General features: G+C 48.8%; 23 protein-coding genes. 18 read left to right on the top strand and 5 right to left on the bottom strand.

All coding sequences use genetic code 11. From position 1 onward, the window contains the following. The first annotated feature begins 165 nt into the window (after window positions 1-165). Window positions 166-837, top strand: a complete 672-nt coding sequence (gene pgmB / locus KNQ08_RS09960) for a beta-phosphoglucomutase (protein WP_214805436.1) — start codon at window positions 166-168, stop codon at window positions 835-837. 93 nt (window positions 838-930) lie between these two features. Here pgmB and KNQ08_RS09955 read toward each other — a convergent pair whose 3' ends face one another. Beyond that, window positions 931-2,415 (bottom strand): N-acetylmuramoyl-L-alanine amidase family protein, encoded by a 1,485-nt coding sequence (locus tag KNQ08_RS09955; protein ID WP_214805434.1) that lies wholly within the window; start codon window positions 2,413-2,415, stop codon window positions 931-933. Between the two features lie 293 nt (window positions 2,416-2,708). Between KNQ08_RS09955 and KNQ08_RS09950 the strand changes: the two genes are divergently transcribed. The 4 genes from KNQ08_RS09950 (at window position 2,709) to chrA (ending at window position 6,583) form a co-directional block, all read left to right on the top strand. Next, complete coding sequence (locus tag KNQ08_RS09950) at window positions 2,709-3,110, top strand: Rok-like winged helix domain-containing protein (protein ID WP_029342544.1); 402 nt, start codon at window positions 2,709-2,711, stop codon at window positions 3,108-3,110. Window positions 3,111-3,169: 59 nt separating this feature from the next. Further along, the gene (locus tag KNQ08_RS09945) at window positions 3,170-4,213 is read left to right on the top strand and encodes a glycosyltransferase family 4 protein (RefSeq protein ID WP_029342543.1); all 1,044 of its coding nucleotides are present in this window, start codon (window positions 3,170-3,172) and stop codon (window positions 4,211-4,213) included. 62 nt (window positions 4,214-4,275) lie between these two features. Then, a complete protein-coding gene (locus KNQ08_RS09940) occupies window positions 4,276-5,379 on the top strand; it encodes a DUF418 domain-containing protein (protein ID WP_214805432.1) in 1,104 nt (367 codons plus the stop codon). A 52-nt stretch (window positions 5,380-5,431) separates the two neighbouring features. Beyond that, the gene (gene chrA / locus KNQ08_RS09935; RefSeq protein ID WP_214805430.1) at window positions 5,432-6,583 is read left to right on the top strand and encodes a chromate efflux transporter; all 1,152 of its coding nucleotides are present in this window, start codon (window positions 5,432-5,434) and stop codon (window positions 6,581-6,583) included. A gap of 54 nt (window positions 6,584-6,637) precedes the next feature. On the opposite strand, the gene KNQ08_RS09930 is transcribed toward chrA, so the two are convergent. From KNQ08_RS09930 to KNQ08_RS09920, 3 genes are all read right to left on the bottom strand, one after another. Next, complete coding sequence (locus KNQ08_RS09930) at window positions 6,638-7,054, bottom strand: GNAT family N-acetyltransferase (protein WP_167507591.1); 417 nt, start codon at window positions 7,052-7,054, stop codon at window positions 6,638-6,640. Beyond that, window positions 7,029-7,994 carry an LCP family protein gene (locus KNQ08_RS09925; RefSeq protein WP_353049223.1) on the bottom strand — a complete coding sequence of 322 codons (966 nt, stop codon included), beginning with the start codon at window positions 7,992-7,994 and terminating at the stop codon, window positions 7,029-7,031. The genes KNQ08_RS09930 and KNQ08_RS09925 overlap by 26 nt, the downstream gene beginning before the upstream one ends. 135 nt (window positions 7,995-8,129) lie before the next feature. Next, a complete protein-coding gene (locus tag KNQ08_RS09920) occupies window positions 8,130-8,771 on the bottom strand; it encodes a YigZ family protein (RefSeq protein ID WP_050678738.1) in 642 nt (213 codons plus the stop codon). A gap of 111 nt (window positions 8,772-8,882) precedes the next feature. On the opposite strand from KNQ08_RS09920, the gene KNQ08_RS09915 reads away from it, so the two are divergent. The 13 genes from KNQ08_RS09915 (at window position 8,883) to KNQ08_RS09855 (ending at window position 19,768) form a co-directional block, all read left to right on the top strand. Beyond that, entirely contained in the window at window positions 8,883-10,043 is a 1,161-nt protein-coding gene (locus KNQ08_RS09915; protein WP_230088503.1) for a sensor histidine kinase, read from the top strand. Continuing rightward, window positions 10,040-10,732 (top strand): response regulator, encoded by a 693-nt coding sequence (locus KNQ08_RS09910; protein WP_029342537.1) that lies wholly within the window; start codon window positions 10,040-10,042, stop codon window positions 10,730-10,732. The genes KNQ08_RS09915 and KNQ08_RS09910 overlap by 4 nt, the downstream gene beginning before the upstream one ends. A gap of 134 nt (window positions 10,733-10,866) precedes the next feature. After that, entirely contained in the window at window positions 10,867-11,715 is an 849-nt protein-coding gene (locus tag KNQ08_RS09905; protein WP_214805426.1) for a DegV family protein, read from the top strand. 229 nt (window positions 11,716-11,944) lie between these two features. Continuing rightward, complete coding sequence (locus KNQ08_RS09900) at window positions 11,945-13,153, top strand: helicase-related protein (RefSeq protein WP_214805424.1); 1,209 nt, start codon at window positions 11,945-11,947, stop codon at window positions 13,151-13,153. A 233-nt stretch (window positions 13,154-13,386) separates the two neighbouring features. Further along, complete coding sequence (locus tag KNQ08_RS16885) at window positions 13,387-13,791, top strand: ComF family protein (RefSeq protein WP_251133643.1); 405 nt, start codon at window positions 13,387-13,389, stop codon at window positions 13,789-13,791. A gap of 459 nt (window positions 13,792-14,250) precedes the next feature. Beyond that, complete coding sequence (flgM, locus tag KNQ08_RS09890; protein ID WP_047393186.1) at window positions 14,251-14,499, top strand: flagellar biosynthesis anti-sigma factor FlgM; 249 nt, start codon at window positions 14,251-14,253, stop codon at window positions 14,497-14,499. 96 nt (window positions 14,500-14,595) lie between these two features. Further along, a complete protein-coding gene (locus KNQ08_RS09885) occupies window positions 14,596-15,003 on the top strand; it encodes a flagellar protein FlgN (RefSeq protein WP_214805420.1) in 408 nt (135 codons plus the stop codon). Between the two features lie 12 nt (window positions 15,004-15,015). Next, the gene (flgK, locus tag KNQ08_RS09880; protein WP_214805418.1) at window positions 15,016-16,542 is read left to right on the top strand and encodes a flagellar hook-associated protein FlgK; all 1,527 of its coding nucleotides are present in this window, start codon (window positions 15,016-15,018) and stop codon (window positions 16,540-16,542) included. Between the two features lie 7 nt (window positions 16,543-16,549). Then, a complete protein-coding gene (gene flgL, locus KNQ08_RS09875) occupies window positions 16,550-17,488 on the top strand; it encodes a flagellar hook-associated protein FlgL (RefSeq protein WP_214805416.1) in 939 nt (312 codons plus the stop codon). A 13-nt stretch (window positions 17,489-17,501) separates the two neighbouring features. After that, entirely contained in the window at window positions 17,502-18,080 is a 579-nt protein-coding gene (locus tag KNQ08_RS09870; RefSeq protein WP_214805414.1) for a DUF6470 family protein, read from the top strand. Between the two features lie 4 nt (window positions 18,081-18,084). Beyond that, entirely contained in the window at window positions 18,085-18,525 is a 441-nt protein-coding gene (gene fliW, locus KNQ08_RS09865; RefSeq protein ID WP_058705009.1) for a flagellar assembly protein FliW, read from the top strand. Beyond that, window positions 18,525-18,749 (top strand): carbon storage regulator CsrA, encoded by a 225-nt coding sequence (csrA, locus tag KNQ08_RS09860; RefSeq protein WP_029342527.1) that lies wholly within the window; start codon window positions 18,525-18,527, stop codon window positions 18,747-18,749. The genes fliW and csrA overlap by 1 nt, the downstream gene beginning before the upstream one ends. A gap of 194 nt (window positions 18,750-18,943) precedes the next feature. After that, entirely contained in the window at window positions 18,944-19,768 is an 825-nt protein-coding gene (locus KNQ08_RS09855; RefSeq protein WP_029342526.1) for a squalene/phytoene synthase family protein, read from the top strand. 50 nt (window positions 19,769-19,818) lie between these two features. Here the strand turns inward: KNQ08_RS09855 and KNQ08_RS09850 are convergent, their stop codons facing one another. Then, window positions 19,819-19,986: a hypothetical protein gene (locus KNQ08_RS09850; RefSeq protein WP_156501817.1), complete on the bottom strand. Its 168-nt coding sequence runs from the start codon at window positions 19,984-19,986 to the stop codon at window positions 19,819-19,821. Window positions 19,987-20,000 lie beyond the last annotated feature (14 nt).

Below are 20,000 nucleotides of genomic sequence, written 5' to 3'. Positions count from 1 at the left end.
ATTAACGTGTTTCGCGCTTAAAAATAGAAAATCAGAAATATTTGATAACGCTTGCAAAGATTCGGAAGAACCAGTAAAATTATTCATAAGGCAAGTGCAATCGTTTGCGCAAAGTCATTCGATTTCTTGCCTTTCATGGACGATGGAAGAAAGGATGGATGTCGGATGGCACCAACGATCGAAGCGGTCATTTTTGATTTAGACGGCGTAATTACCGATACAGCAGAGCATCATTACTTAGCGTGGAAACAACTTGGAGAGGATTTGGATATCCCGTTCGACCGGGAATTCAATGAGACATTAAAAGGTGTCAGCCGGATGGATTCACTCGAGCGTATCCTTGCGCTTGGTGGGAAACAGAACGCTTTTTCGGAGGAAGAGAAGCTAGCACTTGCTGCGAAGAAAAACGAACACTACGTCACATTGATCCAACATATTTCTGAACAGGATCTTCTTCCTGGAATCACTGCATTCCTTGATGAAATCCGAAACGCTGGGCTGAAGATCGGAATGGCGTCCGCCTCTAAAAATGCGCTGATGGTCGTCGAGGCACTAAAAGTCCGACACTATTTCGATGACATCGTAGACGCTGCGACCGTTGCACAATCGAAACCACACCCTGAAGTGTTTCTCCGTGCTGCAGAAGCACTCGACGTCGAACCGAGCCGTTGCATCGGTGTAGAAGATGCGACAGCTGGCATCACTGCCATCCACGCTGCCGGCATGTATGCCGTCGGAGTTGGACCGGAGTCGGCACTCCATGAGGCAGACTATCGTGTCGATTCGACAGATTTGCTATCCCTTGAGCAAATCCTCGCTAGTCGCTCCCTTGTCTGAACCATTCCCTGATGGTGAAGGACATTCCTTGAAAGTTATGTGTATGCAAAAAGGATCGCTTCCCTGAGCGATCCTTTTTGATATGGCGTTGACTTAAAGTGAAGCGAGAATACCGTCCGCGATCGCTTGCGCGTAACGTGACTGATACGTCGCGTTCGTCAGTTTCGCCCGATCCGCACTGTTCGAGAGGAAACCGAGTTCCGCTAGAATCGACGGTGCTTTCGTACCACGAATGACGGCATAGTTCGCATAGTGAACGCTTCGATCGCGCATGCCAGCGTATGAGACGAGGCGTTGTTGGACGTTACGAGCGAGGTTGATCGAAGAGGCGCCTTTATAGTAGAAGGTCTCTGCTCCGTATGCTTGCGTACTCGTTGAAGCATTGATATGGACACTGACGAAAGCAGTCGTCGCATGACTGTTCGCAAGGGCACTCCGCTCTCCAAGTGACGGGTAGTAGTCGTTCGTATAGCGTGACATCGTTACATCGACTTTTCCGGCAAGACGCTCGGCGACTTGTTTCGTGACAGCAAGGACGATGTCGCGTTCAGCAACGCCGTAACGAACTGCACCTGCGTCGTGTCCGCCGTGACCCGGATCAAGGACGAGAAGTGGACGATTCGATGGTGCTGGTTGGAACAACGTCAGATACGTCGCATCGACATAACCGCTTTGACCACTTGCCGTCCGGACAGCAACGAACCCTTTCGTTTGATGACGCGCATTCGTGACGACGACAGGAGTACCACGTCCAAGACGAGCGATTTGACCACTGAGCGTCGACGCACTCGCACGAAGCGCGACACTATTGCCTGACGGGATCAACACATACATCTTTGAACCACTATAATCGACGTTTCCAGTCGTCGAGGCAGGAACGGAAGTCCCTTTTTTCAGGTACGTTCCCATGACATACCCCGTTTTCCCTTGGTACTGGACCGTGTGCCAATTCGATTTAACGGCGAGGGAATTGACGGCAGTTCCACTTGGAATCGTCGTCAGGACTTTTCCGGATGTCGAAGGAGACGAACGGAAATTCAAGCGATCCGTCGTCGTATAGACCGTCGTTTTGGCTGGTGTAGTCACTTTCTTTAAATATGAACCAGAAACATAACCGGTCTTATTTGCATAGGTCACTTTGTACCAATTCCCGCTTTTGAAACTTGATTGTACACCGGCTCCCTTAGGAATCGTCAGTAATCGAGTAGAAGATGTCGTTGCGGCACTACGTAAGGATAGCGCATCCGTCGTCTTATAAGACGTCTTCGAAAAAGAAGTGCCACTCTCGATTTTTTTCAGATAAGATCCGGTCACATATCCCGTCTTTCCTTTATATGACAACTTATACCAAGAGCCTTTTCGATAGCTCGACGTGACTTTCGTCGTCTTCGGGATCGTCAGTAACTTTTTAGAAGACGTCGAGTTCGAACTGCGTAGATTCAAGGCATCCGTCGTCTGATACGAAGTTTTCGTAAAGGTTATACCAGAAGCAGCCGATACAGTAGAAGCAGAGGCGAAGCAACCGGATACCAACGAAAGTACTAGCGCGGTCCGAAGTGTTTTAGGTAATTTGCCCATTAAATTTCCAGTCTCCTTTTCGGTAAAATAAGAAAGATATATATTGAATTAGTAGAACTTAAGTATTATTAAAATAGTTAAATATCGAAATTATATGTTCCGTTTTCACTCCTTTCTGTTAATATGAGGTGTAGCCAATTTATCGGTAAGGATATGAAAATATTACAGGATAATTAAATAATTAAAGAAATTATATATTATCAAGACAAATTATAGTTTAAAATATTTCAAAATACATACAATTGAAACATGATTGAAACATTAATGTATAAAAAAGGAAAGAGGGGCAAGGAATGGGTAACAGTGAACATATCTACCGCGAACTAATGGAAATCGAAGAGGAATACCGTCGCTTACAGCGGCGTGCCGAGTATCTGATCTCGGAATTAAGCCGTGGAACGGGAGAACATTCGCAAGAAGTCGCCGTCACGCATGAGCGTCCGTTAAAACAACGTCGTGTCAACCAACGGTACCCGCTAGAAGTCTACGTGCACCAAATCAGCGATTTGATGCGCGAGCGTGAATCGATGACAGCACGTGACATCCAAATGGAGCTTGAATTGCGTTACCGTCACCAAATTAGTAACATCTACCAATTGATGGCGAAAGTCGAACAGGCAAACCCTGCCATCAAAAAAGTCGGGCGCGGTATCTATACATATGATCCAGCTGCTGAAGTACCAATCTTCATGTAAGAGCCGCTCGTCGGCTCTTTTTTTTTATGATATAATTCGCGCAGGAGCGTGATGTTACTATGTTATGGACTGCGTCCATCGTCTGTTTTATCGCCGCCTTACTGATCACACCCGTCGTGAAACGCTTTGCGATTGCAGTCGGTGCCGTTGACAGTCCGGACGCGCGAAAAGTACACGTCCGAATCATGCCGCGACTTGGCGGATTAGCGATCTATATCGCCTTCATGATCGGTTATTTCATCTTACAACCTTCGAGTCCGTATGCGACGCACATTTTAGTCGGTGGATTCGTTATTATTTTGACCGGTGCACTGGATGATCGATTCCAACTCAATGCCCGTTTGAAGTTGATGGGGCAAATCGTTGCTGCCGTCATCGTCCTAAACGGTGGGATCCGGATCGAGTTCATCAATCTACCGTTCGACCAGCAGTTATATCTCGGATGGTGGAGTGTTCCGCTGACGTTCCTTTGGGTCATCGGGATCACAAATGCCGTCAACTTGATTGATGGATTAGACGGATTAGCAGCGGGTGTCTCGAGTATCGTCTTGTTGACATTGATCAGTCTTGCCGTCATTCAAGGAAACGTCTACGTGACGATCGTCGCGATTCTCTTATTGATGAGTACGTTCGGTTTTCTGTTTCATAACTTCTACCCAGCGAAGATTTTCATGGGTGATACTGGTGCCTTGTTCCTCGGCTATATGCTTGGTGTGTTATCACTCCTTGGATTCAAGAACGTGACGTTGTTCTCGCTTGCCGTTCCAGTTATTTTGCTTGGGATCCCGATTTCCGACACGTTGTTTGCGATCGTTCGACGGGTATTGCAAGGAAAACCACCATTTGCGCCGGATAAGGCCCATCTGCATCACCGATTGCTTGATCTCGGCTTTACGATGCGCCAAGCCGTGCTCGTCATCTATGGACTCTGCGCCATCTTCGGGATGACGGCGATTTTATTCTCGCAGACGAATTCGATCGGTGCCCTCGTCTCACTCGTCATGTTATTGCTCGTTCTTGACATTCTCGTCGAGTCGCTCGGTTTGCTTGGCGAACGTTATCGACCATTGTTGAATTTGTTGGAACGTTTTACATCGAAATAACGTATATCAAAAAAGACCGCTCATCCGTGTGAGCGGTCTTTTTTCAGAAAGGGAGTGTTGGAATGAATCAATCATTGAATCAACGCATCGTCTATTTGGATGTGTTGCGTGGTTTTGCATTATGCGGGATTTTATTCGTCAACATGCCGAGTTTTCTCGGTGATCGACCGAATGCGATGATGGGGGAGATGGATCAATCGATTCGTCTCATTTTCGATCTCTTCATCCAGACGAAATTCTATACCCTGTTTAGTGTTCTTTTTGGAGCCGGTTTTTATCTGTTCATCAATCGGTTGCGACAACGTGGTCTACCGATGACGATCTTCGCAAGGCGTCTCGGAATTCTGCTCATCATTGGTCTTTTGCATCTGCTCGTCTGGCAGGGAGATATTTTACATACGTATGCGTTGACGGGCTTCATTTTGTTATTGTTCGCCAAAACAAAGCCTGTCACGAAACTCTTGTTTGCGATAGCATTTCAAATCTATGCCATTCTGCTCTATCTACTTATTTTCTTTGGGGCTCGTCAATTTGGCGACGCTCCCGTCGTCGAGCTGGATAAGACACTTCAGTCGTTCGTCGCATCGCGCGATCTCCTCGGATTTTTATCACATCACGCGACAGTTCAATTACCGGAAGCCCTCATGAATTCTGGTGTCATTTGGCCAGAAATTTTATCCCTGTTCTTGATTGGAGCCTATTTGATGGAACGCTTCAGCGCAGCGCCCCCGACGAATCGTTTCCTGTGGTGGACGATTGGAATTAGTTTACTCCTGACACTTCCATCATTTGCTGGAATCATACAGGCGCATGCTGTCGTACCAGACGGATCCATCAATCTATTTTATGTCTGGCTCTCAGGACGCACGCTTGCGATCACGTATGCTTGTGCCGTCGCGCTACTCGTTCGTGCTGGGCGCATGCAATGGTTTGCTGGACTGGGACGGATGGCATTGACGAATTATTTGATGCATACAGTCGTCTTTACCGTGTTCGTTTTCTTCAGTGGACAACATGGAACGACACCGTTATGGCAAGGACTGTTACTCGTTTTCCTAATTTTGATCGCACAAGGTGTTGCTTCAAACAGATATCTCCAGTCTCATCCACAAGGTCCCATGGAGAAATTGTGGCGAAAAGGGACTTATGGAAAGAAAAACCGTTGAAGTTCACAGGAACTTAACATATTTTGTGTAGAATGAAGGATGGAGGTGAAACATGCATCGTTTAATTGAAATCTTTCTTGTATCATTTAAGCTCGGATTGACATCATTCGGTGGTCCGGTCGCCCATCTCGGATATTTTTATGAGGAATATGTCAAACGGAAAAAATGGATTGATGAGAAAGCCTATGCTGACTTAGTTGCACTCTGTCAATTCCTACCGGGTCCCGCTTCGAGTCAGGTCGGAATGGGAATCGGTCTGATCCGTGGAGGTGTAGCAGGGGCGATCATTTCCTTCGTCGGCTTTACGTTGCCATCGAGTATCGCTTTGATTCTATTCGCGATTCTTGCGGCACAATTCGATGTCGCGGAAGCCGGATTCATTCATGGCTTGAAACTCGTCGCTGTCGCAATCGTTGCTGACGCCGTCCTTGGCATGGGAATGAAACTTGCGACAGGCGTCAAACGGATGACGTTGATGCTCCTAGCGCTAGCAGGCGTACTCTTGATCGCACATCCATTGGCGCAAGTCGGTGTCTTGTTGCTCGCAGGTCTTCTTGCGTTCTTCTGGTTCAAAGAAGAGACGGAGACGGGTGGATCCTTGTCGATTCGCGTACCACGCCTACTTAGCATCACGGCACTCGTCTTATTCTTCGTCTTACTTGCCGTCACACCGTTTCTCGCGCAATCTGCGACGGGAACCGTCCAACTGACGAGTATCATGTACAGTGCTGGTGCCCTTGTCTTTGGTGGCGGACATGTCGTCTTGCCATTCCTTGAGCAGACACTCGTACCTGGGCTGATGAACACGGATACGTTCCTTGCTGGTTACGCTGCTGCACAGGCGGTACCGGGTCCACTCTTTACGTTCGCGACGTATCTCGGTACGATCGTCTCTGGTATTTCTGGAGGAATCCTCGCGACGCTTGCGATCTTCCTACCAGGATTCCTACTCGTCATCGGTGTTTTACCGTACTGGGATCGTATTCGAAAGAATCGAGCAGTCGGACGCATGCTGATCGGCGTCAATGCTGCCGTCGTTGGTATCCTACTTGCCGCTCTGTATGATCCAATCTTTACGTCAAGCATCAAGAGTGGTCTTGATTTCTTGATTGCCTTCGGTTTGTTCTGTTTACTTCGTTTTTATAAACAGTCGCCGTTACGAATCGTGTTAATCGGGGCCGCTCTCGGATTCCTTCTCTTCTAAACGACAAAGAAGCAGTAGACCCAGTGTCTACTGCTTATTTGTTGTTCTTAAAAGTCAGGTGCGCATCAAAAAGACAAGTTCGATCCCACTACGCCACTCGCGCCGGACTTCCGTGAAGCCGAAACGAGTGTAGAGCGAAAGCGCTGGCAGATTACGTGCACCGGTCATGACGTGTCTTGTCTGATATCGCTCCATCACGTGATGCAGCAAGGACTGTGCAATTCCTTGACGGAAGTATGACGGATCCACGACGAGTCGGGTGATCGTCCCGTCATTAATCGTGACAGCACCAACAATGTCGTCATCAATGACGTAAACGAAACCAATTGGCGCTTCAACGTCGATCTCATCAATCGTTTCGTGTAAGGGCGGGAAATCAGTCGCATTGAGTAATGCGGCTTCTATCTGATAAGCGCGACGTTGTACTTCCAGTAGTGACGCATGATCAGTTGCTTGGAGTGAACGAATCATCTGCAGCCTCCGACGTGATGCTGTCTGTCGTCTCATCGATTGGCAAATTGAGTTGTTCCTTCAATGTCGTCTTCGCGTCAGCCAATGAAGTTTGATCAATCTGGTAGTAATAGACACCGTTAATTTTCGTGTCCGTTCCCTTAAGATCAATCCGGTTGATGGAACCGATTTTTTTGATGAACGGTTGCAGTTGGAACGCTTCCGTCAACGACATATTCGTTTTGAAGTTGTCTCCCGTCGCATCCATCAGTGTGTTTAGTTTGGTGATTGAACCGAACGATGTCGACTGATCGATAATGGCTTCGACGATCTGTTGTTGCCGTTTTGTCCGACCAATATCTCCTTCAGGATCTTGATAACGCATTCGGGCATAGGCGAGCGCTTCCTCTCCGTTCAACGTCTGTTGACCCGGTTCCAATTTAACGCCGTTGCGCTTATCGGATGAGTCGAGTGTATCGATTGGTAACTTGACATCGACATCGATGCCGCCTAATGCGTCAACGATCGCGACGACACCATTGAAGTTGATCGATGCATAATAATCGATTGGGATATCGAGCAACGTCTCGACCGTTTCAATCGTTGAATCGATGCCACCAAAGGCATAAGAGTGATTGATTTTATCCTCGTAACCGACAGAAGGGATCTCGACGAGTGAATCACGGGGAATGCTGACCATATCAACGGTTTGATCGTCCTTGTTGAATGTCGCGACAATCATTGTATCAGCACGGGATGAGGTGTCGCCAGGTCGTTCATCCGTCCCGACGAGCAGAACGGAAAAGTGATCTTTCGTCAAATCAATGGCTGCTTCTCGTTTCTCGGACTTGTCACCGCGTGCTAAATCGACATTCGCATCGTTTGCAGTCTGGAACGTCTTATACGCGACGTAAGCGAAGGTCGCACCTCCACCGACGAGCACGACCAGAAAACTGATCACGAACACCTTGAACCACGAACGTTTTTTCTTTATCTTTTTTTTATTACTGCGGGTTCGCTCTTCCACCTTTATTAACTCCTAACTTTAACTGAATTTTTAAAAAACTTTAAAATTCTTTACAATCAGTATAGCAGGTCAGGAAATAATGTCACGTTCGAGGTAACGAGTAGAGCCGCTTGACAAATTGGCTTGACCGTTCGTCATGTTCGTCATCCAGTCGAGAAAATCGGGGACATCGGCTGTCTTGACGAGGACGTCGATCTGGACTTGATCGAGGTAATGGATCTGATCAATCGGATGAACACTCGCTCGTAATTCGTTCTCAAGCTTTCCGAGCCATGTGTAGTCGACATTGACGGAAACGACGGTATGCTCGATTCGTTCGACGACACCGACTGCGTTCAATGCTTCAGAGACACTCGAACCATATGCGCGAATCAATCCACCACCACCGAGCTTGATGCCGCCGAAATACCGTGTCACGACGACGACCGTATCGCGTAAGTCACGCTTCTTCAAGACTTCGAGCATCGGAACACCAGCTGTTCCGCTTGGTTCACCGTCATCATTCGCTTTTTGAATCTCATTACGCTCACCGATGACGTAGGCGGAGCAGTTATGGTTCGCATCGTGATGTTTTTTTTTCAGCTCGGAAATGAACGCCTGGGCTTGTTCTTCCGTCGTTGCGCGAGCTAAATAAGTGATGAATCGAGACTTTTGGATAATGATTTCGTGGAAACCGTTTTCTTTTACTGTATAATAATTAGATAATGTCATAATCAAAAATGTCCTCCTCGTTAACTAGTTCTTTCTAGCATAACGACGTTCCAAGAGAGAGACAACCGTAGACGACTGGCAAGGAATGGAGGGAATACCATGACGAATGAGATGAGGGAGCGGCTATCCTTGAATGATATCGTACAGAACATCATCGGCGTCGTAGAAGAGAGTCGGGAAGAAATCGTCCGGATCACGGAAAGTTCTCGCGAACAATATGCCGAAATCCAGCAAGAACTGCGCGACCTGAAAATTCGGGTGCACGACTATATAAAAGAAGCAGAACGACTCGAACGCCATATCAAGGATGCAAAGGCGCGACTCGTCGTCGTCAGTAAGAACTTCGACAGCTACTCGGAACAGGATGTCCGGTCGGCCTACGAGACAGCGAACGCGTTACAACTCGAATCGTTCATCAATCAACGAGATGAGATGAATTGCCGAAAGCGCCGCGATGAGCTCGAACGCCGACTGATTCAGCTCGATGAGACGATTGAACGGGCAGATCAATTGATTGGACGTGTCTCGGTCGTCCTCAACTTCTTGACGGACGATATGCAGATGATGAATGAAAAATATGAAAAGGCGATGCAAAAACAGGAGATGGGTCTAAAAGTCTTCCAGTCCGCCGAAAATGAACGCCGCCGCTTGTCGCGCGACATGCACGATGGTCCGGCGCAGACGCTTGCCCACGTTTTGATCCGGGCTGATTTGATTGAAAAGATTCACCAGCATAATGGGGCAGAGGCAGCTTTTGAAGAGATTCACCGTTTACGGACGTTGATTCGGGATGGACTTGCCGATATCCGCCGTATCATATACGATTTACGTCCGATGACGCTTGACGATCTCGGATTCGTTCCGACGCTCGAACGCTATCTTCGCCATATTCAAGAAATTTCGAATATTCCGGTTCACTTCAATTATCTAGGAGGCGGTGAACGGATCGATTCGACGTATGAAGTTGCTGTCTTCCGAATCGTCCAAGAAGCCGTCCAAAATGCAGTTAAGCATTCCAAAGCGAGTGACATTCGTATTATCATAGAACAATATCAACATTCCGTACGAATCCACGTGAAGGATAATGGCGTTGGATTTGATTTCGATTCCATCGTCGCATCATGCGACGAGTCATTCGGACTCGTTGGTATGCGTGAACGGATCGAATTGATCGATGGTGAATTCGATATCGAGACGCAGCCCGGAAAAGGTACGGTCATCAAGGTCAAGATTCCAATCGAGGAATCCGAAGCGAGAGGGGAAACACTGTGAACAACGAGCAAGTGAAAGTAGTCATCGTCGACGATCATCAGTTATTCCGCGAAGGCGTTAAACGAATTCTTGATTTCGAAGAAGAATTCGTCGTCGTAGCGGAAGGGGAAAGCGGAGCAGAAGTCATCTCGCTCGTCGAAACCCATCAACCGGATATCGTCTTAATGGATATCAACATGCCGCAAGTCAACGGTGTTGAAGCAACAAAACGTCTGATGGAAGTCTATCCGGACGTACGTGTCATTATCTTATCGATTCATGATGATGAGACGTATGTCATGCACGCCCTAGGTGCCGGTGCAGTCGGTTACCTCTTAAAGGAAATGGCAACGGACGAACTCGTCAATGCGATTCGTTCCGTGTACCGCGAAGGTGGATATGTCCACCCGAAAGTCACACCGAACTTATTGCAGGAATACCGTCGTTTGATGAAGATGAAACAAACGATGGCGTCACAACCTGTTGAAAAACGAGTCGCGGAAGCACCACTCCACGTCTTGACGCGTCGCGAATGTGAAGTCTTGCAATTGTTAGCGGACGGTTTCTCGAACCGTGCGATTAGTGATACGTTATACATCAGTGAAAAGACGGTCAAGAACCACGTTTCATCGATCCTCCGGAAGATGAATGTGCCGGACCGGACCGGTGCTGTCGTCGAATCCATCCGTCGTGGATGGGTCGTCGTTTAATATCTCGAAAGACAGGAGCTCCCGCTTCCGTCTTTCTTTTTTTATCCAGTAAAAAATGCTACACTTAAAAGCGATTGTGGCGTGTCACATTTGGCAGCGTCACGACGGAACTATAAAAGCGAGGAAATTCACGGATGAGCCAGATTGTGATCTTAACGGATAGCACAGCCTATCTGCCAACTACCTATTGTGAAGAACATCAAGTGCACGTCGCACCACTTAGTGTCATCTTCGACGGTGACGCCTACCGGGAAGGGTTCGATATCTCGGTAGCGGAATTTTATGAACGCATCCAGACGGGTAGTCTCCCAACGACCTCACAACCGAACATCGGTGATCTCGTGTCGTCGTTCGAGCAGTTGCCAGAAGGAACGGATATCATTGGTATTACACTATCAAGTGGGATCAGCGGAACGTACCAAGCGTTACATACGATCAACATGATGGTGGATCATGTCAACGTCCATCCAGTCGATTCACGTATTTCCTGTATGCCGCAAGCGTTTCTCGTCCAAGAAGCCGTTCGTTTGCGAGATGCAGGAGCGACGGCAGAGACGATCGTCCAGCGTCTTGAGACGTTAAAGGAAAAGATTCGTGCTTATTTCGTCGTCGACGATCTCGAACACCTCCAGCGTGGAGGACGTTTAAGTGTCGCGCAAGCATTCGTCGGCTCGTTCCTGAAAATCAAGCCGGTCCTTCATTTCGTTGATGGAAAAATCGTTCCGTTTGAAAAGATTCGAACGTTTAAGCGGGCAGTCAATCGGATTGAGGAAATGATGAAGGAAGATATTCGCGGTGACGGTACCGGTTATGTCATCGGTGTCATCCATGCCGAGGATTCTGCGAAAGCAGAGGCAGAGATTGCTGAACTGAAGGCACTTTTCCCGCAGGCACGCATCGAGATGAGTGTTTTTGGACCCGTCATCGGTACACACCTCGGACCAGGGGCAATCGGTGTCACATGGTATCACGCAGCAGAATAAGATAAGAGCGGAAGCAGTAGGGATTCTCTTCATGAGGATACCTGCTGCTTTTGTTTTGTCAAAATCCTCAAAAATCATGGATGACTATATGGAAACGCCTGTTGAAGCCGTAACGTATGACGTTATCTCGAATTCTGCGAGTCAAAAGCTCGAGTTGAGTAGTGGAACGCTCACAAGGAGGTAGCGTATGTCCGCGAGAAAGAGACGAAACAGAAAAGGAGAGATGACGATGGATCTTCGAGGACGACTCGTACCTGTTGAATGGATTGACACACCACAAGTGACATACCGATTCAGACCAGCCGTGACATGGCGTTGCCAACGATGTGGCGCGCTTCCAGTGCGAGGAGACTGTACATGTGGTAAAGCCTGTTATTATTGTCGGAAATGTCTCGCTTACGGCAAACTACGAAGCTGTGGACGACTCGTGACGGATCAGCGGGCACTTGATCCGGTGACACCGGCACAACATGGACCATTGACGTTGACGCCGGCACAACTACATGTTGCTCAAGCGATCCAACGAACGGTTCTAACTAACAAACGGCTTCTCGTTCATGCCGTGTGTGGTGCCGGGAAGACACCGATGCTTTTCCCGGGAATCGCAGACGCTCTCGCTAGCGGACGCCGTGTGCTTGTCGCAGCACCACGGGCAGACGTCGTCCGGGAATTGACGGGACATTTGAAGCGGGCATTCGCCAACGCTTCCGTCGTCTCCTTGTACGGTGGTTCATCGGACCGTCTTGAGCTGGGGGACATCACGGTCAGTACGACACATCAATTGATTCATTACCGGAATTGTTTCGACGTCGTCATTTTGGATGAGGTCGATGCGTTTCCGTATCGACTCGATCGGACGTTACATCGATACGTCAAGCGCGCGATGACGAAAGATGCTGCGCTGATTTTATTGAGTGCCACGCCTTCGTTTTGGCATCGACGGTTTCCCACGGTTCGGCTGATGCGACGCTATCATGGCTATCCGTTACCGGTCCCAAAGCTCGTCGTACCGTATAGCGAACAGATCGTGTTCGATTGGTTGGCGCGTCATAGCACTGTACCCCGGCTCGTCTTCGTCTCACGGATCGCGGAGCTCGAGCGATGGCAAAACCGATTCGCGACAGCGGGCTATGACGTCGAGACCGTCCATGCTGCAGACTCGGAACGAGTCGAGAAGGTCCAGCGTTTTCGACAGTCGACAGGAATCTTACTGACGACAACGATTCTTGAGCGGGGTGTGACGATCGAAAACGTTCAAGTCGCGATTCTGGATGCTGATCAAGGTTTCAGCACGGCAGCCCTGATTCAAATCAGCGGACGAGTCGGACGATCGGCGGCATACCCGGATGGTGACATTTTATTTTGCGCCAATGACCGGAGTGATGCGATGTACGAAGCGATCCATCACATCAAGAAAGCGAACGCTGTACGACCATGAATCGATGTCTATTCTGTCAAGAGGTCTATTTACCTAGTTGGGAACTCGGAAATCTCTGGACTAGGCAAGCGACCTGTCCGACCTGTAAAATAAAGTTTGTAAAAAGAGGGGAATGCGTCGATTGTGGAAAGCCGGGTCCAGTGTGCTGTTCAGACTGCACAGAATGGCGAAGGCAAGGGCTGACGCTCCAAACAGTACCTCTTTATCTATACAATGATGCAGCGAAGGAGTTCATGCATCGCTTCAAGTTTCTCGGTGATACTGCGTTGCTTGAGATGTTTACCGATGACTTGAAGAAGGTAAAAATCAAGCAAGCAGTTCTTGTGCCGATTCCGTTAAGCGCGGAACGTCTCTCAGATCGCCGTTTCAATCAAGCGGAGCTGATCGCACGTCGGATGCGTGGAAAGATCGCTCCGTGTTTAAGTCGTTTCGATGGTCCAGAACAAAGTAAAGCAGGACGACAAGCGCGACTTGCGCGTAGTAATCCTTTTTGCGTAACGAGTGACGTCAAAGGAAAGAACATCGTACTTGTCGATGATGTCTATACGACAGGTGCGACGCTTCGCCAAGCGATGTTTCGACTCAAGGAAGCGGGAGCGAAAGAAATTTCTGCTGTAACTTTATTTCGAAGTGTTTAAGAAAGCAACATTCCTGCCGATACTCTATGTGAGGTGAAGGAAATGGATGTCATCAATTGTAAATCTTGCGGGAAGTTAGTCGTGCGTCAATCTTCAGAACTGTGTATTGATTGCATACGAAAGGATCATACGGATTTTGAGAAGGTACGCGAATTTCTGCGAGAACGACGAAAAATCCGGACTTCACCTAAAGATGTCGAGATCGGAACGGGTGTTAGTCGAGATACCGTCTTCCGTTACATCAAGGAAGGGCGCTTATTGATCTCCGAGATTTCCCAAATGGAAATCATGTGTGAGAGTTGCGGGAAGCCCTCCCGTGAAGGCACGATTTGTGCCGCATGTCGTGATCGTTTACGACGTGACCTCGCCCAGGCGATGCTTGACTCTTCTGACTCTTTGAAACCAAGGACGTATCGGACTTGAACTAAGAATCTTGTAGTCTAGAAAGCAGGTGTTCACATGCGAATTGATTCTACGAAATGGGTGAACATGCCCAAAACGTACGAAAGAACTCAATCAGTAGAAGGAACAAAAAACCAACGTACGAATCGTCCGGACGAAGTCAGTATCTCTACAGAAGCGCGTGCGCGTTTCAACGAGACACAGTCGTCACGGACTGAAAAGATTGAATCCCTCAAACAGGCGATCCAGGATGGAACCTATAAACCGGATGCGAAAAAAATCGCGGAACGTTTCTTGAACCTGTAAGTTGGACATCGTAGACAATGGAGGCGACTCGGGGCACGGATGCGCGGGTCGTTTTTTATATGAATGGAACCTTTTCAATTCGGAAGGAGAAACCGAATGCAACTCATCAAGCAACTCAACGAGGCGCATGCTCATTTACTTGCGCTCGCAGAAGAAAAGAAGCAAGTCTTGATTGCAAATGACATGCGTCGTTTGTCTGAAATCGTCAAAGAAGAACCCGTACATATCAAACGAATCGAAGGACTAGAACAAGAGCGGCTCGCACTGATGGGGAGCGTGACGATGACGGAATGGATCGCGACGCATCCGGAAGATGTCGACTCACTCCGAACGTTGTTGCAGACGATCGGTCAATTGCGACAGCTCAACACACTAAACGCGGAGTTGCTAGAGCAATCCCTGCATTATTTGGATTGGCATCTCCAACTCTTAATTCCAGAAGCGGACGACTTCACATATGGACAGTCCGCACTGAACCAGACACACTTCAATCGAAACGCGTAAGGAGGAATACGGATGGGATCGACTTTCATGGGGCTTGAGACAGGACGTCGGGCATTAACGACGAACCAGTGGGCTCTGCAATCGACTGGAAATAACATTGCGAACGCCGGCACGGAAGGATTCTCTCGTCAGCGTCTCGTCATGGGAACAACGGAACAACTTTCGATTTCACTTGGATCTGGACGAAATGGACAAGTCGGAACCGGAGTGCGCGGAGAAATGCTCGAGCGAATTCGGGACGTTATGCTCGATAAGCAGTACCGGGATGAAGTGACGAAGGTGTCCTACTACGGTACGAAACAAGCGGCATTCGGACGGATGGAAGATATCATCAACGAACCGTCGGAAACGGGTCTTTCGAAAGCGTTCGACGGGTTCTGGGAATCCTTGCAGACTTTATCGACGAATCCGCAAGATTCAGGTGCACGCAGTGTCGTTCGTCAAAAAGCGGAGACTCTCACGCAGACCTTCAATTACATGGCGAAAGCAATCAATCAAGTCAAAGCGGACTTAAAGAGTGAAGTCGAGGTCTCGACGAAAAAAGTCAACGACCTGTTACAAAAAATCCATAACATCAATACGGAAATCCACATTGTCGAACCACTTGGTGCTTTACCAAACGCGCTTTACGATGAACGAGATCGTTACTTCGATGAGCTTGCTCAATATGTCGATTTCGAAAAAGTGACAGTAGATGCTCAGGCGATCGAAATAGGACAGATGGGGAATGCGTTGCGCAATGCGGAAGGGCGCATCGACGTCAACATCAAGTTTCCGAACGGGGATAAGCTGCTTGCTGTCGACTCCGATTTACCGAAAGCGGGCACGCTGACGTTCACGACGAACGACCAAGGACTGTACACCGGCTTTAAGTCTGAGACACAAACCTATACGTTTGATCAGCTCGGTGGCTTCTCGACAGGACGTTTATCAGGACTAATTGAGATGTACGGACAAGAGCGAGACGGAAAAGCCGTCGGGGAATACGTCAAGATGGAAAGCCAACTCAATGAGATGGCAAAGACATTCGCTGATGCGTTTAATGCTGCCCACGCAAAGAACTCGAAAAAAGACGGTACGCTTGGTACGAATGCTTTCTTTACGTCAACAAGTGTAGAGATCACGGCAGCGACGATTTCCGTCGGTTCGGAGATCAAGGCGAGTCTTGATAACATCGCGACGTCAACGGACGGCAACATCGGAGATAGCCAAGGGGCGTTGAATCTAGCGAAGATGAAGACAGCGAGCATCACGTTCGTGAAGTCGAACACGACGACGACAATCGGTTCGTTTTATCAAAACGTCATCGGCGACATGGCAGTCTCGACCGATCAGGTCGGACGCCTGGGTAAGAGTGCTGCTGTCTTGATGGAAAGTGCAGATCAGCGCCGGATGTCGATGTCTGCCGTTTCAATCGATGAAGAGATGACGATGATGATTCAGTATCAACACGCTTATAATGCAGCAGCACGAAATATTACGACCGTTGATGAGATGCTTGATAAAATCATCAACGGTATGGGACTCGTAGGACGGTGATGAATAGATGAGAGTAACACAAACGATGTTGACGAAAACGAATATCGGGCACTTATCCTCAAGCTATCAGCGCTTGAGCACGCTTCAGGAACAATTGATCAGCGGCAAGAAAATTCAACGTCCGTCCGAAGACCCAGTCGTTGCGATGCAAGGCGTGCGTTACCGGACGGAAGTACGAGAAGTCGAACAGTTCAAGAAAAATGCCAGTGAAGCAACAGGCTGGATGGACTTGACGGATTCGGCCCTTAACGAAGTCACGTCAGCGATGAGTCGGATTCGTGAGTTGACGACACAAGCGGCGACGGATACGTATGATGCGACACAACGTAAAGCGATCCAGAGTGAGGTCGGTCAATTGATCGAACACATTGGAACGCTTGCGAACACGAAATACAATGAAAAAGGGATTTTCAACGGAACGAAGACGGATACGCCATTCGTCTCGATGGACGGATTGCGTGATTATTTAGCAAGTACAGCGGGACCGATCGAAGGCGTCTTCACGGATGGCGATCCGACAGGCAAAGATACGGAAGCGATTCAGTATGAAGTCTCTTCCGGCATCGAAGTCCAAGTTAACATTTCACCACTCAACGTCTTCGGACCGGAAACGTTCCAAACGTTGAAAAAAGTCTACGATGCACTCGGTACGAACGCTGATAACAACGGGGCTACCTTATCTGGTATGTTGAAAGATATCGATGAGATGGTCAATGGAACGGTCGAGACACGTGCTGATCTCGGGGCACGCGTCAACCGGATGGATTTGAACACATCACGGCTCGAGGACCAAGAAATCATCGCGAAGACGGTCATGTCGGATAACGAAGACATCGAGGCAGAAAAAGTCATCATGGAGCTGAAGTCATACGAGACGTTACACCGCGCAGCGCTCAGCGCCGGGGCACGAATCATTCAGCCAACATTACTCGATTTCCTACGATAAGGGGTGAAGGCAGATGAATCTTCCGCATCTTGAAATGCGTCAGACGGCGGCACGAATCGGAATGAACATCACGCGTCCGCAAATCGAGCAGAAGCAGACACCTGCCTCCCTGTCGATCGAACAACCACGTGGGGAACTATCGATTGAAACGGTCGCAGCGCGTCTTGAGATCGATTCGACACAAGCTTGGATCGAGATGGGGCGCGTTCCTGCGCTTGAGTCTGTTCGACAGTATGCTACTTATGGACGACAAAAAGGACAGGAAGCTGTCGCAAAGGGAGCTTCCGAAGGCGATCAACTGATGCGGATCGAGCAGGGCGGGGGAACTGTCGCGCGAATTGCGAAATCCAATGATACACCGCCTGCTGAAGTAACGACTCTCGGATTCATTCCGCGGAGCCTCGATCGAGTCAAGACGACCTATACACCGGCTGAGGTACGATTAAGTTATACCGCGAATCGTCCGAAGATCGATGTCGAAACGCATCGACCGGAACTGACCGTAAAAGAAGGTCAGGTCGAGATTTATCTACAAGAACAAAATCAACTGAATATGTGGCCGGTTGGCGGCATATTCGATGGGGAAGGATAACGACATGCAGATCGAAACGGATTTTTTTGGAACCATCACGATTGACGAGACGGAAATCATCACCTTCGCGTCTGAATTACCAGGTTTTCCGGAAGCAAAACGCTTCATCTTGCTCCCGTTCGGAGAAGGCGTCCCGTTCTGGTCGTTTCAATCGATTGATCAGCCGGAGTGTGCCTTCGTCGTGACAAACCCGTTCTGGATTGATCCGGAATATGTCTTCGAATTACCAGAGGCAGCAAAAGAGCAACTCGGAATCGAGGATACGGCGCAAGTCGCTGTCTATACGACGGTCACATTACGGGATCCGTTCACGACGTCGACGACGAACTTACGAGCACCTTTCGTCATGGAGACGAAACAACGGCTCGCGAAACAAATCATCCTAGACGATACATACGCGAATCGTCATCTGATCGGTAGTCTGACGGAAGTAGGTGGTCGCTGATGCTCGTACTGAAACGAAAGACGGGAGAAGCGATTCAAATCGGTGACGACATCGAACTGACGATTCTTGCAATCGAAGGCGATCAAATCAAGATTGGTATCAAGGCGCCACGGCAAGTCGATATCCACCGGAAGGAAGTCTACTTGTCGATCCAAGAAGAGAACACGGAAGCGTCCCGTAGTACTGGATTGATTGGACAACTCTTGAAACAACAGGAAAAATGATTCCATTTGAATGTCATCGGAACGTATCTTTTTAACGAACGAGGCACTTCAAACGAGGACGAAAAGACTCCCTTTGCCCGAATGTGCTGCAAAGGGAGTCTTTCTTATCATGAAACAAATGCTGAAACGCGTTGAATCGTGTATAGTAATGAAGAGAAAAGAAACCTTTTGAGCCAAAGAGGGAGTTGTCAGGAATGAATGAGACGAAGCAGCTGAAAAAAGACGCGAACCGTGTATTAAAAGCGACGAGTCGCACCTTCTATATCCCGATTAGTCGACTATCGCAAGACTTACAGGAAGCGGTCGGTGCTGCTTATCTATGCATGCGTGCCATCGATGAGATTGAAGACCATGAGGACTTGGCGACGGACGTCAAGACGATGTTACTTCGCGAGACGGCGTTATTGATGCGGGGCACGTTCTCCGCTACGACCTATCTCGAGTTGATTGCGCCCTACACAGCGCATCTACCGGAAGTAACACTCCGTCTACCGGAGTGGATCGCCTATTGTCCGGCCGCGATTCGTCCGAAGGTCCTCGATTCGACGGCGGAGATGGCAGAAGGGATGGCGGTCTGGGCAGAGCGTGACTGGACGGTCGAGACGGAAGCGGATCTTGACGAGTATACGTATTATGTCGCCGGACTCGTCGGTGTCATGTTATCCGACATTTGGTACTGGAAGGCTGGTATCGTCACTGATAAACAGCAAGCGATCGGATTTGGTCGTGGTTTACAAGCCGTCAACATCCTGCGTAACCAACAGGAGGATGCGGAGCGTGGTGTCGGTTACTTCCCACCTGGTTGGACGACGGATACGATGTTTGCTTATGCGCGTGAGAATCTCGCAGAAGCCGATGCCTACCTTGCGTCCATTCCGAAGGAGACGACGATTTATGAATTCTGTCACATTCCACTTGCACTCGCACATGGGACGCTGGATGCCCTTGCAAAAGGGAAAGAGAAACTTAGTCGTCCGGAAGTCTTGAAGATCGTCGGCGCTGCCGTACTAAAACGATAAGCACAAACAACAGCCGCTCGTTTCCGTCAAGGAAGCGGGCGGCTGTTCGTTTAACGTAATAAGTAAAGGGCCAGTCCGATCAGGGCGGAACCCGTCCAAATCAAGGCGATCGTTCGTCCGTACGGTAAACGATAGCCGGCACGGCGGGAGACGAGCAGTCCGATCGTCATGACTGTCAGTGCGACGAAAAAGGTCAGGAACAACGATAACTGTTGCATGTCAATCTCCTTTC

Origin of the sequence: Exiguobacterium sp. s46, assembly GCF_018618875.1 — a bacterium.
GTDB lineage: Bacteria > Bacillota > Bacilli > Exiguobacteriales > Exiguobacteriaceae > Exiguobacterium_A > Exiguobacterium_A abrahamii.
The sequence above is the reverse complement of the archived record's forward strand: the minus strand, read 5'-3'. Positions and strand labels throughout refer to the sequence as shown.